Source organism: Pseudomonas sp. GW821-FHT01A09 (genome assembly GCF_058986725.1).
The window spans coordinates 71,661-84,432 of sequence record NZ_JBYSWB010000013.1 but is presented as its reverse complement, the minus strand read 5'-3'; the positions used below and the strand labels follow the sequence as shown (position 1 = coordinate 84,432).

The following is a 12,772-nucleotide window of genomic DNA, read 5'->3' as shown; positions in this document are numbered from 1 at the left end:
AAATCAAAATATAGATATTTCACTCTGAGCATGCTTGTTCATCTAAAGGATAAACAAAGAGGTAGAGTTGTTTTGCACTCTAAAAAATCAAGAAAAACAATAGTGTATCAATATTTCGACTCTTGGTGCCGCACCCAGGAGATACCGGACACTCGACCCGCGTTGGACGAGGTGCCTTTTTAAACAAGAGGTACGAAGATGGCGGCGGACATCCTTTTTGCACCCTTATCGCTGTAAGCCGTGACCCTGCTTGAATAGAACCGCACCCTCATCGACGAATTCGATCTGGTATTTGCAGACGATGTCAATCCGTCGAAACCGATGTCTGAAAACACGGTGAACAGCGCGCTTAGAAATATGGGTTACGACACCAAAACCGAAATCTGTGGCCATGGCTTCCGCTCGATGGCCTGTAGCGCACTGATTGAGTCAGGGCTGTGGTCCGAGACCTCCATTGAAAGGCAAATGAGCTACAAAGAATGCAACAACGTCCGCGCCGCTTACATCCACAAGGCCGAATTCATTGAGGAGCGCAGATTGATCATGAACTGGTGGAGCCGGTACCTTGATACGAACCGACAGGAGCATGTCACCCTCCACGAATTTGCGAATCACACCGGACCGAATGTCACTCGCTTAAAAAGCAAAACGTGGCGCAACTGAGTAAGCGCTCGGTCTTTATATCTCAGTGATCCGCTTGTCCATGCGGGTCCATCCAAATAGGGCTGCGAAGCCGCCCTGTTTGGATGGACCTCACTTTAAAAATCTAAAGCCCACGCAACTGTCTGTGGAAAACCACGGATTTCCACCAGTGGATAGTTTCATCCACAGCCGCAGAACTCCCGAAAATTCGAGCCTTGACCCGAATTATCCACAGGCGTAGAAAAGATCGGGCAAAGCGCTGTCGTTGACAGCAACCCAGGTAGCCAGAACCTTTGAGGCTACGCCACACCGTGGTGGTTCACCCAAAGTGCGATTAGCGTCCGGCGGCTCGCACGATTACAGCGATGTGATGGATGCCTACTTTTCCCCGCGTACCCACTGCGGCAACTCATTCCCTTTCATAGCTGGCCTGCAGCAACTTATCCGCTTGGCCATTTCCTTGCGCCAACCTGCGCCCGTCTCTTTCTCCGGAAAGAGGCGGGCGCTCTAACCACTGCTGCAAGTCACGTCGTACAGGGCATTGCCGCAACTCTCCTCGTGACAATCGACCTGACAACTCCGATTCGTCGCCATCCGCAACGACACAGGCACCGGTGCCGCAGCCCATGGAAGGGCTTCACCTGACTGACAGTCAGGCATGCCCTAGGTGTCCAGGTCTTTGCCTTCTCCCATCCAGGATCTCCAGGTGCCGAACTCGTCAGTCGGCGCAGCCTCCGCCCGCCCGCATCTTCGGATGCGCCAAGGATGTCAGGTTCATGGGTTCATGCCCTCGCTCCCGGTTGTAAGGAGCCGTTCGTTCCGCGTCAGTGAACACCTCACAGGCCGCAGGGGCCTTGATCCCTGATAACACTCAACAGCCGTGGCGGGACTACGTGAGGACAACCAGCAATTACCGAGGAGAGGGCCCATGCAGCAGTTAGATCCGAAGCTTGAACTATCACGACCGCCTCGACCGCTGATTGAGTCAAACCCCGTGGCCCAGCCTTATCCGGTGCAGGCACTGGGTGGGATTCTTGGGCCTGCGGTTGAGCGAATGGCCGAGGTCATCGGCGTGCCCCAGGCACTGGCCGCACAATCGGTCTTGGCTGCCTCGGCGCTGGCCACTCAAGGTCATGCGGGCTTGCAACTCGATGGACGAAATTACCCCCTGTCGCTGTTCCTGATTACAGTGGCCGCGTCAGGTGATCGCAAGACCGCGGCAGATCGTTTTGCATTGCTGCCAGCACGGCAATGGGAGCGTGAGCAGTGGCAGCTCTACCGTGAACAACTCACCCGGTACCGTGTCGCGCAGCGACAGGCGCAGCGTATCAACCCTCGCGATCCCGACCCCACAAACGGCGTACCGCTTGAAGCGGAGCCCTCTGCACCTAGGCTGATCACCACGGATCCGACTATCGAGGCCCTGATCAAGGGACTCTTCCATGACTTGCCGAGCATGGGCCTGTTCTGTGACGAGGGGGGACAATTCCTCGGTAGCAGCACCATGAGTCGAGATAACCGTTTGAAAGCGGTTACGACCTTGTCGTCACTCTGGGACGGCAGTCCGATAGATCGCGCGCGGTCCATGGTGGGTGAAAGCTTGCGAGCTTACGATCGACGCTTAAGCCTGCACCTGATGCTGCAACCGTATCTAGCCATGCAGTTACTCAGTGACCCGTTGCTGCAGGGGCAAGGCATTCTCGGTCGCTGCCTCATGACCTGGCCCACCAGCCTGGCCGGACAACGCAGTTACCAGGCTGTCGACTTGTCCAAAGACCCCACCTTAAAGCGATATCATCACCGTCTTTCGGCCCTGTTTCATCAGCCTTGGTCACTTTCCGCTGACGGTGCCTTGCGGCTGTCACCGCTGCGCCTCAGTCCACTGGCTCGTCGTCGCTGGATTGATCTGCATGATGCCATCGAGGCCCAGTTGGGTGAGTTTGGCGAGCTGGCCAGCGTACGGCCCAGCGGATCGAAGGCCGCCGACAACCTGCTGCGCGTCGCCGGCAATCTGGCAGTCGTGGAGGAGAGCAGCGTCGTGGAGGTCGATCATATCCAACGGGCCTCGGCCTTAGTCGGCTATTACCTCACCGAGATCCAGCGCCTGACCGAACAGGAACCGGTGTGCCGGGTAAAAGAGGAGGCTGACCGGCTGCTGCGCTGGCTGCAGGTCAAAGATTGGAAGCGCTTCAGTATTCGGGAGCTGAATCGCAATGGTCCCCGATTTGCCCGCAAGAGCAGTCGTCATGCCGCCAAGCTGCTGGTGGAGTTGATTGATCATCAGTGGTTGATCACCGATGGCCAAACCTTCGAGGTGCGCCATGTTCAATCTTGATGAAGCGCTGCGCAACCACCTGGCTCAGCGCCAAAAGGAGCCGAAAGCGCGGTTTGTCGCCGTGACTGTCGCCACTTTGTCGCCACGCTCAAAGCCAGGCAGGAAAAGGGTTGTCGCCGGTATCGCCGGTGTCGCCACCCCCCATAAAGCTATCACCTCGCCGACAGCCATCATCCAATGGTTGAAAGGGGAGGGCGCGCATCTCTACGTCTCCGATAACAGGCTGTGTTTTCGTCCGACGGATTGGGCCCAGCTCGCCATCGTGAGTGCGCACTGGCAAGCCCTTTTGCATGATCTCGCTGCAGTCGACCAGGAACAGAAAAATGGCTCGGGTCGATAAGCGAGCGGGTCGTAATTTTGGCTTTGGTCGCCAGCTCAGCTATGCCGGACCGCAAGCACTGAAAGATCTATTTGGCGATGGCCATTTTGCTACCGTCAAAGCCCATAGCGATCGGTGGCAGGCCTTCGTGAATTGGTGTCGATCTGATGAAGGTCCGGGACTCAATGACGCGCGACAGATCGACCGTGAGATCCTCATGAGGTACGCCACGTATGTGCGTGAGCAGGTTGATCGGGGCAGCATCGGCATTGCCACCGCGCAGAACCGACTGTCCAGCGTGAACCGAACGATGGCTGCGCTGCGCGGCGATCAGTACGTCAAAATCTCCAGTCCGAGCAAGGCGCTGGGTTTGCAGCGCTCAAGCGTACGCGGGGAGGCACCGCAAGGCCAAGATCGTGCTCAGATCGAATTGATCGCACGCGCGCTGTCAGAGCGAAGTCAGCAACGAGTGGTCGCAATTGTGCATCTGGCCCGGGAGACTGGTATGCGTCTGCGTGAAGCGATCTTGGCGGACTTGCCCCGGCTGCATCGTGAGGCTCGGCAACTGGGAAGGATCAATATCCAGGACGGCGCCAAAGGCGGTCGATCAGGCGCATCGGCACCGCGTTGGATTGCGGTCACGGATCAAGTTCGTGGCGCCCTCGACAGGGCCAGCGAGGCTTCACCCAAGGGCAGTCGGAATCTGTTAACACCAGATGAAAGCTACAAAGATTTCTTACAGACAATCGTGCGACCGGCGCGGGACCTCCTGCATGAACATGGATTGAAAGGCTTTCATGAACTGCGGGCGGCTTACGCCTGTGAGCGCTATGAGCAACTGACCGGCTTCTCCGCGCCCATCAATGGCGGTCGTGGTCATCGAGAGGATCGAGCACTCGATCAGCGTGCACGTCAGCAGATCAGCCACGAGTTGGGGCATAACCGCATCGACGTGGTGAGTGCCTACATCGGAGGTCGTCGATGAAGTCCGAGTTCGATATGGCGTTGTTTCTGAGCCCTGTGCTCAAAGGTGCGCATGCCACGCGGCAGCGGCACATCAGGCAAGCAGAAAGGATGCACGAGATGATTCGTGAACGCTGGGGTTGCGCGACTCCCTGGTCCTGGAGAGAAAAGCACGTGAGATGGTTTCTGGAGCACTACCTGCGATGCTCAGCTCCAGCTACCGTCTACTACTACGAGTTAACAGCAGGGTTGATCCGCCTTAGAAAGGCAAAAGCCGTGGTTGCCTGATAGACCTTTAAGCGTGAGCCCCTGAGTATGGGAATGCGGAGCCTTCCCATACTCAGGGGCTTGGCCGAAGAAGCGCTGGCAAGCTCCACTACACGGATGGCATGAACTGTCGCCGTGATGTCAGCGTATCGGCACCACCTTGCGGTCCCTGGTTTGATTGATGGCTGACGCTGACAGGCTGCCGGTAGCCGCTTTCTGGATATGTTCACTCCACCAGGCCATCATCGGGCGCCGACGTTCGATGTAATCCGCCCGGTTGTAGGCGCTCCGAACTTCGTCCTTGTCGACATGCGCCAGCGCGACTTCGATCAGTTCCGGATCCCATCCATGCTCGTTCAGGATTGTGCTGGCCATGGAGCGCATGCCGTGGCTGACCAAGCGGTCCTGGAAGCCCATCCGTTTCAACGCCATGTTGGCTGTTTGGCTATTCGCGTGGGTGCGCGGGTTTCTATCTGACGGGAATACATATTCCCTGTGGCCGCTATGGTGCTTGAGCGTCTCCAATAACGAGAGTGCATGTTCGGTCAGCGGGATTGTGTGGGGACGACGCTTTTTCATTCGCTCCGGAGGGATGGTCCAGATGCGTTTGTCGAAGTCGATGTCTGCCCATCGGGTAGTCGCCGCTTCGGCAGGGCGGGTCATAGTGTGTAGCTGCCATTCGATCAGGCAGCGGGTCGTCCGCTTGATGCTGGCGTTCGCGATTTCCATCATGAGCTCCGGAAGCTCATCTGGCGGTAGCGCTGCCATGTTCTCTTTCTTAGGTTTCTTGAACACCGCTCGAATACCGCTGAGAGGGTTGGCAAAGATCATTCCGGAATTGACCCCGTAGGTCATGATCTCGTTAAGGCGCTGGCTCACTCGCTTAACTGTCTCGAGGCTGCCTTTGGCCTCAATCGGACGAAGGAGCTTGATGACCATTGGGGCGCTGACTTCCGAGAGAGGCGTTGATTTCATGCTCGGAAAAACATGCAGTGTGAGGGAGCGCCAAATGTCTTCGGCATACGCCGGCGTGACGGAATCCTTCTTCAGCTCGAACCAGGCGGTGGCCACGTTCTCGAAGGTGTGTTCCGTTTCCGCTCGTTTGGCTTCCTGCAGCTCATTGCGCTGAGCTTTTGGGTCGATGCCCTGTGCAAGTAGCTCTCTGGCCTCAACGGTTTTCTTCCTCGCTTGCGCAAGAGAAACCTCGGGATAAGAGCCGAGTGCCATGTTGATTCGATTCTTGGTGACGGGATGCCGGTAGTTGAAATTCCACTGCATCGAGCGATTGACCCTGACTCGCAGCTGGAGCCCGTCGCCATCGGTGAGGACGTAATCCTTGTCTTTCGGTTTGACCGCCTTGAGCTGGCGGTCGGAGAGGCGGGTGGGTTGAGCGCACATGAGAAGTACTCCATGACACCTTTTGGTATTCCCAAGATTAGCGCCGGGTAGCCGGGAATACCATTGGGAATACCAAATCGACTGGAACTCAAAAAACCAAGAAAGCCTCCAATAGCCCTGAAAGCCCCATTTACTGGATTCCAGGTACAAAAAAAGACGTCCGTGGACGTCTTTGTTTGATCATTTGGTGGAGCCGGGGGGATTTGAACCCCCGTCCGCCAGTGCTCCGCTGTCGGTACTACATGCTTAGCCCGTTCTACTAAGTTAACCCGCGGCCGCCCGAGGGGCAGGGTGCTTTGGGCGAGTTGTGTAGGTTTTAGCCGCTTCGTCCACAACGTACTGCACGGCGATCCTGTTCTGCATGACAATCACTTCGAGTTTACAGGCATCCTCTAGTGATTGCTGGCACCGAAGTGACCAGAAGCTCAGGCTCTAGTCGTCGCAATTAAGCGGCGAGTGCGAATTCCTGGCCGTAGGTTTCGTCATTGGCAACTATAAAAGTTGCAACAGTGGATTTACGAGTTCTGTTACCAACTCGGCATGCACCTAAAGTTTCACTACCGGCGTCGAATCCTGATCGACCCCATAACCTGCTGATTTCGCAGCAGGAAGCCAGTGTACGCGAAAGCGGGCGGCGAGTCGACATTCGTCTTCTCGCGCCCTGGCGACAGCGGCTCAGAGCGCGGGCCGAGGCGTTATTTGCCGGCGGCGCCGCCTTTCTTGGACTTCTCGATGTCGCTCAACGTCTTGGTGGTCAGCTCGATGCAATCCTTGGTATTACCTGCGGATTGGGCAGCTTTGGCCTTATCGATATCAGCCTGATAGTCGCCGCCTTTGCTAGGGTCTACCGGGGTGGCAACGGTCTGCTCGTCCTTGATCTTCTGCAGATTGATGGCGCAGAGGTCATCGGCAGCGAAGACGGGCGAAGCAACGAAAGCTGCAGCGATGAACAGACCGGTCAGGGTAGTGCGCTTCATAGGGTATCTCCTCAAGCGAAAATGATCCGGCACTGACAGCTGAGTCGCGCCCGGAGTCCGAAGTAGCCCCATCCAGTGGGGCTTACAGGTGTTGACTGCGGGGTTTTGCAGGGGTTCTATCTTTTTGCGCAGATAATGTGAGATCGCCATCTTGTGGCGTCCGTGCCCTGTTTCAGGGCGCGTTTACCGGTGTGGTGACGCGGTCTACCAGATAGACCAGGCCGTGGTAGTCCAGCCCGCTGTGCTGGCTTAGGCCGATCTCGCATGTGCGGCTGGTGGAGATACCTTCGTAGCAATATTGCACGGCGTCCTTGAGGCCGCGCAGCGCGTGGGCGTTGAGTTGCGGGGTGGTGAAGCCTTTGTCGCCGGCGAAGCCGCAGCAGTGGATGCCTTCGGGGACGATTACTTGGGTGCTGCAGCGGCGCACCAGGTCGATGAGGGCCTGGCCTTCGCCCAGGTGCTGGGTGCTGCAGGTCACGTGCACGGCGATGGGCGTGTCTTGTGGGTGGAAGTCGAGCTTGTCGACAAGGTGGCTGCGGATGAAGCGCACCGGGTCGTAGAGGTCGAGGCGCGGTTCGTTGAGGTCTTGAACCAGGCGCAAGGTGCAGGGGCTGGTGTCGCAGTAGACCGGGTCGAGGCCGCCGCGGCTGGCGTGCAGCAGGGCGTCGATGAGTTGTTGGCGTTTGCGCTCGGCGGTGGCCTCGTAGCCTTTGGAGGCGAAGGGCTGGCCGCAGCAGAGGCTGTCTTGATTCTCGGGGAAGATGACCTCGAAGCCGGCTTTGCTGAGCAGCGCGACGGTTTTTTCCTGGAGCGACATTTGCTCGCGGTCGCTGGCGGCCGGGCCCATGGCGCGGGACACGCAGGCGGCGAGGTAGACGACGCGGGGGCGGTCCATGGGTGGCTGCGGGGTGAAGCGCAGGGTGTCCTGGGCTTGCGGCATGGCGGCCGTCCATGTCGGGATCTGGCCTTTGGAGAGTTGGCTCAGGCGTGCCGACCATTGCTGCAGGCGTGGTGCGCCGAGCAGCATGCGTGCGCCGTTGGCGGCGTGCAGGGTCATGCGCGCGCCTTTGAGGGCGGTGCTGAAGTGGTCGGCCAGCCAGTCGGCGGTGCGCAGGTTGTGGGCGTTTTGCGCGCGGAGTTTTTTCACCAGCTCGCCGGTGTTGATGCCGACCGGGCAGCGTTGTGCGCACAGGCCGGTGGCGGCGCAAGTGTCGATGCCTTGGTATTGGTAGTCGCGCTGCAAGGCGGTGGTGTCGAGGCCTGCGCGGTGTTTCGCCTGGATGTCGCGCCACATGACGATGCGCTGGCGTGGGCTGAGGGTCAGGCCCTTGGAGGGGCACACTGGTTCGCAGAAGCCGCACTCGATGCATTTGTCGACGATGGCGTCGGCGGCGGGCATGGGCTTGAGGTGCTTGAGGTGGATGTGCGGGTCGTCGCTGAGCACCACGTCGGGGTTGAGGATGCCTTTGGGATCGAGCAGGCGCTTGAGTTGCCACATCAACTGGTAGGCGTCGCTGCCCCATTCGAGCTCGACGAAGGGCGCCATGTTGCGGCCGGTGCCGTGTTCGGCCTTGAGGGAGCCGCCGAATTCCACGGCCACCAGTTGCGTGACGTCTTCCATGAAGGCCTGGTAGCGGGCGATTTCTGCGGGGTTGTTGAAGCCCTGGGTGAAGACGAAGTGCAGGTTGCCCTCCAGGGCGTGGCCGAAGAGGATGGCTTCGTCGTAGCGGTGGCGCTCGAACAGTTCGATGAGGCGGCGCACGCCGAGGGCCAGTTGCTCGACGGGGAAGGTGACGTCTTCGATGATCACCGTAGTGCCGGTCTGGCGCACGGCGCCGACGGCGGGGAAGGTGTCTTTGCGGATCGCCCAGAGCTGCGCATTGGCGGCGGGGTCGGTGGTGAAGTCGACTTGTTTTTCCACCGGGAAGGCGGCGATCGATCCCATGATAAAAGTGATCTGTTCCTGCAGCAGCGCGGCGCTGGCGGCGCGGGACTCGATCAGCAGGGCGCAGGCGCCGGCGGACAGTTCGCGCACGAAGGCGGGCATGCCGGGCTTCTCCTGCACCGACCGCATGCTGCGGCGGTCGAGCAGCTCCACGGCGGACACCGGTTGCTGTTTGAGCACGGTGACGGCCAGGCAGCATGTTTCTACATCCGGGAAGACGATAAAGGCCGAGGCCTTGTGCGGATGCTCGGGCACTGTGTCGTAGGTGACGGCGCTGATGAACCCAAGCGTGCCTTCGGAGCCGACCAGCAGGTGGGTGAGGATGTCGATGGGCTCGTCGAAGTCCACCAGGGCGTTGAGGGACAGGCCGGTGGTGTTTTTCAGGCGGTACTTGTGGCGAATGCGGTTGGCCAGGGCAGTGTTGGCGCGAGTTTCGCGGGCCAGGCGTGCGAGTTCGTCGAGCAGGGCGCCGTGGCTGTGGCGCAGGGCCGCTAGGGAGGCCGGGTCTTCGCTGTCGATGCGGGTGCCGTCGGCCAGCACCAGGCGCAGGCCGGCGAGGGTGAAGTAGGTGTTTTGCGCGGTGCCGCAGCACATGCCGCTGGAGTTGTTGGCGACGATGCCGCCGATCTTGCAGGCGTTGATCGAGGCAGGGTCGGGACCGATCTTGCGGCCGTACGGGGCCAGCCAGGCGTTGGCCTGGGCGCCAATGACGCCGGGTTGCAGGCGGATTTGCGCGCCTTGGTTGCGGATCTGGCGGCCGTTCCAGTTATCGCCGAGCACGATCAATACCGAGTCGCTGATGGCCTGACCGGAGAGGCTGGTGCCAGCGGCGCGGAAGGTCACGGGGACTTGTTCGCGGTGGGCGAGTTTGAGCAGGGCGACCACTTCGTCCTCGGATTCGACGCGGATGACCAGCTTGGGGATGAGTCGATAGAAGCTGGCATCGGTGCCGAAGGCGAGGGTCGAGGTGGGGTCGTCGAAGCGGCGTTTGGCGGGGATCAGCTGCTCGACGGCGTGCAGGAATCCGGCGGGCAGCGCGGCGCAATTGGGTTGAGCAGCGGCCTGGTCGGTAAGCGAGTGCTGGGTGCGCATTGAGCCCCCTTGTTGTTATTAAATAGGGTTGGATCATGGCTGGGTAATTGGTAAGACCAATTATTCTGGGCGTGGAGCTAGATTAGAGGGGGTTGGCGGGGGATGTCAATTTACGGATGAGGCGGGCGGGGGAAGAGCTGCAAGCGAAGCGGGGCTTTGGGCGGCGCGTGCCCGGAAGCAAAGGTTGTAGGTAGGTGGCCTGCTTCCGATGCGGTGGTCAGGCATAGGTGCAGGGGTGATCTGCAGGTCGGGGGCAAGCCCCCTCGCTACAGGGGCTGCAGGTGCGGACTCAGTCGTCCTTGCCCTTGGTCCGCACGGCGCGTTGCAGCTCGCGGTCGGAATCGCGTTCACGCTCGGTGTGGCGCTTGTCGTATTCCTTCTTGCCCTTGCCCAGTGCGATTTCGCACTTGATCAGGTGCTTGCTCCAGTACAGCGACAGGGCCACGCAGGCATAGCCTTTTTGCTGCACCGCCGTGTTGAGGCGATCAAGCTCTTTTTTATTGAGCAGCAGCTTGCGCGTGCGCACCGGGTCGGCGATCACGTGGGTGCTGGCGGTGGTCAGGGGCGAGAAGTGGCTGCCGAGCAACCAGGCTTCGCCGTCCTTGAGCAGCACGTAGCTGTCCACCAATTGGGCTTTGCCTGCACGCAGGCTTTTTACTTCCCAGCCGGCGAGGACCATACCGGCCTCGAACCTGTGCTCGATGAAGTAATCGTGTCGCGCCTTTTTGTTTTGCGCGATTGTCCCTTCCGGGTGTTTCTTTTGTTTGGCCATAGGGCGGGCATTATAGGGAGTCCGCGCGTTGTCGGCTACCGGGATGCTGCATGCTTGAGCGAGTGAGATTAATACCGGACAATACCGCCATGAACATTTTCTCGCAGCGCTCGATGGCGCCCCCGGCATTCTCCCTGGTTTGCCGCTCAGCTTTTGGAAGTGACGCCTGAATGACTACCCATATCCAACGTTCCGCCTTGCTGCCTTATCCTGCCCAGGCGCTGTATGACCTGGTCAACGACGTGGCGCGCTATCCCGAGTTCTTGCCGTGGTGCTCGACGACCAAGGTCCGCGAAAGCACCGACGTGTTGATGGTCGCCAGCCTTGAGGTGGCCAAGGGCGGCCTCAGCCAGCACCTGGTGACGCGCAATACCCTGACGCCCGGGCAGCAGATCGAAATGAACCTGGAAGAAGGCCCGTTTACCCAGCTGCATGGCTTGTGGGTGTTCAAGCCATTGGGCGAGAAGGCCTGCAAGATCAGCCTCGACCTGTCGTTCGACTACGCTGGGCCGATCGTGCGCGCCACCTTGGGGCCGCTGTTCAATCAGGCGGCCAATACCTTGGTGGATGCGTTCTGCCAGCGGGCCAAGCAGTTGCATGGCTGACTCGATCAGCGTCGAAGTGGCGTATGCCGAAGTCGATCGGCAGGCGCTGCTGGTGGTGCAGGTCGCGCCGGGCACCACGATGCATCAGGCCGTGACCCTCTCGGGGATAGCCGGGCAGTTCGCTTCGGTGACCTTGCTGGAATGTCCCATGGGGATTTTCGGACGTCGTATCGACAACCCTGCCGACCATGTGCTGGAAGACGGCGACCGCATCGAAATCTACCGGCCATTGATCGCCGACCCCATGGAGGTGCGGCGGATGCGCGCAGCGAAGACGGCCAAGCCGAGCAAAAAGCGCGGTTGATCAGCTTCGCGAATAAATATTTCATGCATAAAAAAACCGGCTCGCGAGCCGGTTTTTTTGTGAGGCGATTTTACTGTGGCGCGGGTTCGATCGGCTGCGGCGTCGGTACGGGTTGTACTTTCACACCGTCGACGTCGCGCTGGATCTTGTCCAGGGTCGAACCCGGCGTTGGAGGTGCCTCTGACTTGCCAGGCTGTGCCGCTGGGGCGCCTGGGCTGACAGTGGTGCCACTGTCCTGGCCGAGGATCGCCTGATCCTTGCTCACGCCCGGCATGAAATCGCCCGACAGGCCGGCCAATTGGTCGGTGCCGTTGAAGAAAATACTGATGCGCTCTTGCTGGCGTTCACCGCCCCCGGGTTGCAGGCTGTACAGATAATCCCAGCGATTGGGATGAAATGTGTCGACCAGCAGGGGGTTGCCCATGATAAACCTTACTTGACGTCGGGTCATTCCTGGCCGCAACTGGTCTATCATGTCCTGCGTGACGACATTGCCCTGCTGGATGTCGATTTTGTAAACCCCGGGGAACGAACAACCGGCGAGTGCGAGCAGTCCCACGAAGGTGAGGCTGGTTAGCAAGTGCTTGGTGTTTTGCATCGGTGGGCGACTTCCACTATCTTGGCTGGGACAACGTAAACCCCGATCATACCCGCATTAAGAGAAGCTGCGAAGCAGCATCGGCGAGAAAGCTGACCATGGTAGAAAATAACGAACTACGTAAAGCCGGCCTGAAGGTTACCCTGCCTCGGGTCAAGATCCTGCAAATGCTGGAGAATTCTCCGCAGCGCCACATGAGTGCCGAGGATGTCTACAAGGCATTGATGGAAGTCGGCGAGGATGTCGGGCTGGCAACGGTTTACCGTGTGCTGACTCAGTTCGAGTCTGCTGGGTTGGTGATGCGCCACAACTTCGACGGCGGCCATGCCGTGTTCGAGGCTGTCAGCGATCGAGAGCATCACGACCATATGGTGTGTGTGGACTCGGGCGAGGTTCTTGAATTCAAGAGCACCGAAATCGAGGATCTGCAGGAGCGTATCGCCAAGGAACATGGTTACGAGCTGGTTGACCACAACCTGGTGCTGTACGTCCGCAAGAAGAAGTGAGCGGGCCCGCTGTTGCGGGGCTGCACATGAAACAAAGGCGACCTCAGGG

Annotated in this window: 12 protein-coding genes, 1 other RNA gene and 1 pseudogene; 8 read left to right on the top strand and 6 right to left on the bottom strand. The window is 59.4% G+C overall.

What is annotated here, in order from left to right:
• Positions 1-132: 132 nt before the first annotated feature.
• The 5 genes and pseudogenes from AC3WJP_RS16330 to AC3WJP_RS16310 all read left to right on the top strand — a co-directional run.
• A pseudogene (locus AC3WJP_RS16330) lies at positions 133-663 on the top strand (tyrosine-type recombinase/integrase); the annotation flags it as partial.
• 907 nt (positions 664-1,570) lie between these two features.
• Entirely contained in the window at positions 1,571-2,977 is a 1,407-nt protein-coding gene (locus tag AC3WJP_RS16325; RefSeq protein WP_493722799.1) for a YfjI family protein, read from the top strand.
• A complete protein-coding gene (locus AC3WJP_RS16320) occupies positions 2,964-3,317 on the top strand; it encodes a hypothetical protein (protein WP_493722798.1) in 354 nt (117 codons plus the stop codon). The genes AC3WJP_RS16325 and AC3WJP_RS16320 overlap by 14 nt, the downstream gene beginning before the upstream one ends.
• Entirely contained in the window at positions 3,301-4,281 is a 981-nt protein-coding gene (locus AC3WJP_RS16315) for an integrase domain-containing protein (RefSeq protein ID WP_493722797.1), read from the top strand. The genes AC3WJP_RS16320 and AC3WJP_RS16315 overlap by 17 nt, the downstream gene beginning before the upstream one ends.
• A complete protein-coding gene (locus tag AC3WJP_RS16310; RefSeq protein ID WP_100264282.1) occupies positions 4,278-4,547 on the top strand; it encodes a hypothetical protein in 270 nt (89 codons plus the stop codon). The genes AC3WJP_RS16315 and AC3WJP_RS16310 overlap by 4 nt, the downstream gene beginning before the upstream one ends.
• Positions 4,548-4,667: 120 nt before the next feature.
• Here AC3WJP_RS16310 and AC3WJP_RS16305 read toward each other — a convergent pair whose 3' ends face one another.
• The 5 genes from AC3WJP_RS16305 to smpB all read right to left on the bottom strand — a co-directional run bounded on the left by AC3WJP_RS16305 (position 4,668) and on the right by smpB (position 10,710).
• On the bottom strand, positions 4,668-5,924 hold the full coding sequence (locus AC3WJP_RS16305; protein WP_493722796.1) for an integrase domain-containing protein: 1,257 nt from the start codon (positions 5,922-5,924) through the stop codon (positions 4,668-4,670).
• A gap of 185 nt (positions 5,925-6,109) precedes the next feature.
• Positions 6,110-6,509, bottom strand: a transfer-messenger RNA (tmRNA) gene (gene ssrA, locus AC3WJP_RS16300).
• 110 nt (positions 6,510-6,619) lie between these two features.
• Positions 6,620-6,901: a PA2433 domain-containing protein gene (locus AC3WJP_RS16295; RefSeq protein WP_493722795.1), complete on the bottom strand. Its 282-nt coding sequence runs from the start codon at positions 6,899-6,901 to the stop codon at positions 6,620-6,622.
• A 172-nt stretch (positions 6,902-7,073) separates the two neighbouring features.
• Positions 7,074-9,938, bottom strand: a complete 2,865-nt coding sequence (locus tag AC3WJP_RS16290; protein ID WP_493722794.1) for an FAD-binding and (Fe-S)-binding domain-containing protein — start codon at positions 9,936-9,938, stop codon at positions 7,074-7,076.
• A gap of 289 nt (positions 9,939-10,227) precedes the next feature.
• Positions 10,228-10,710, bottom strand: a complete 483-nt coding sequence (gene smpB, locus AC3WJP_RS16285; protein ID WP_493722793.1) for an SsrA-binding protein SmpB — start codon at positions 10,708-10,710, stop codon at positions 10,228-10,230.
• Between the two features lie 170 nt (positions 10,711-10,880).
• Here smpB and AC3WJP_RS16280 point away from each other — a divergent pair, with 170 nt between their 5' ends.
• On the top strand, positions 10,881-11,315 hold the full coding sequence (locus AC3WJP_RS16280; RefSeq protein WP_311968941.1) for a type II toxin-antitoxin system RatA family toxin: 435 nt from the start codon (positions 10,881-10,883) through the stop codon (positions 11,313-11,315).
• A complete protein-coding gene (locus AC3WJP_RS16275) occupies positions 11,308-11,619 on the top strand; it encodes an RnfH family protein (protein WP_493722792.1) in 312 nt (103 codons plus the stop codon). The genes AC3WJP_RS16280 and AC3WJP_RS16275 overlap by 8 nt, the downstream gene beginning before the upstream one ends.
• 70 nt (positions 11,620-11,689) lie before the next feature.
• Here the strand turns inward: AC3WJP_RS16275 and AC3WJP_RS16270 are convergent, their stop codons facing one another.
• Complete coding sequence (locus tag AC3WJP_RS16270) at positions 11,690-12,217, bottom strand: outer membrane protein assembly factor BamE (protein WP_493722791.1); 528 nt, start codon at positions 12,215-12,217, stop codon at positions 11,690-11,692.
• Positions 12,218-12,315: 98 nt separating this feature from the next.
• Between AC3WJP_RS16270 and fur the strand changes: the two genes are divergently transcribed.
• On the top strand, positions 12,316-12,723 hold the full coding sequence (gene fur, locus AC3WJP_RS16265) for a ferric iron uptake transcriptional regulator (protein WP_493722790.1): 408 nt from the start codon (positions 12,316-12,318) through the stop codon (positions 12,721-12,723).
• Positions 12,724-12,772 lie beyond the last annotated feature (49 nt).

Bases quoted from the DNA above. Each gene is read 5' to 3' on its own strand.
- AC3WJP_RS16325 (WP_493722799.1), top strand. From the start codon at position 1,571: ATGCAGCAGTTAGATCCGAAGCTTGAACTATCACGACCGCCTCGACCG.
- AC3WJP_RS16320 (WP_493722798.1), top strand. From the start codon at position 2,964: ATGTTCAATCTTGATGAAGCGCTGCGCAACCACCTGGCTCAGCGCCAA.
- AC3WJP_RS16315 (WP_493722797.1), top strand. From the start codon at position 3,301: ATGGCTCGGGTCGATAAGCGAGCGGGTCGTAATTTTGGCTTTGGTCGC.
- AC3WJP_RS16310 (WP_100264282.1), top strand. From the start codon at position 4,278: ATGAAGTCCGAGTTCGATATGGCGTTGTTTCTGAGCCCTGTGCTCAAA.
- AC3WJP_RS16305 (WP_493722796.1), bottom strand. From the start codon at position 5,924: ATGTGCGCTCAACCCACCCGCCTCTCCGACCGCCAGCTCAAGGCGGTC.
- AC3WJP_RS16295 (WP_493722795.1), bottom strand. From the start codon at position 6,901: ATGAAGCGCACTACCCTGACCGGTCTGTTCATCGCTGCAGCTTTCGTT.
- AC3WJP_RS16290 (WP_493722794.1), bottom strand. From the start codon at position 9,938: ATGCGCACCCAGCACTCGCTTACCGACCAGGCCGCTGCTCAACCCAAT.
- smpB (WP_493722793.1), bottom strand. From the start codon at position 10,710: ATGGCCAAACAAAAGAAACACCCGGAAGGGACAATCGCGCAAAACAAA.
- AC3WJP_RS16280 (WP_311968941.1), top strand. From the start codon at position 10,881: ATGACTACCCATATCCAACGTTCCGCCTTGCTGCCTTATCCTGCCCAG.
- AC3WJP_RS16275 (WP_493722792.1), top strand. From the start codon at position 11,308: ATGGCTGACTCGATCAGCGTCGAAGTGGCGTATGCCGAAGTCGATCGG.
- AC3WJP_RS16270 (WP_493722791.1), bottom strand. From the start codon at position 12,217: ATGCAAAACACCAAGCACTTGCTAACCAGCCTCACCTTCGTGGGACTG.
- fur (WP_493722790.1), top strand. From the start codon at position 12,316: ATGGTAGAAAATAACGAACTACGTAAAGCCGGCCTGAAGGTTACCCTG.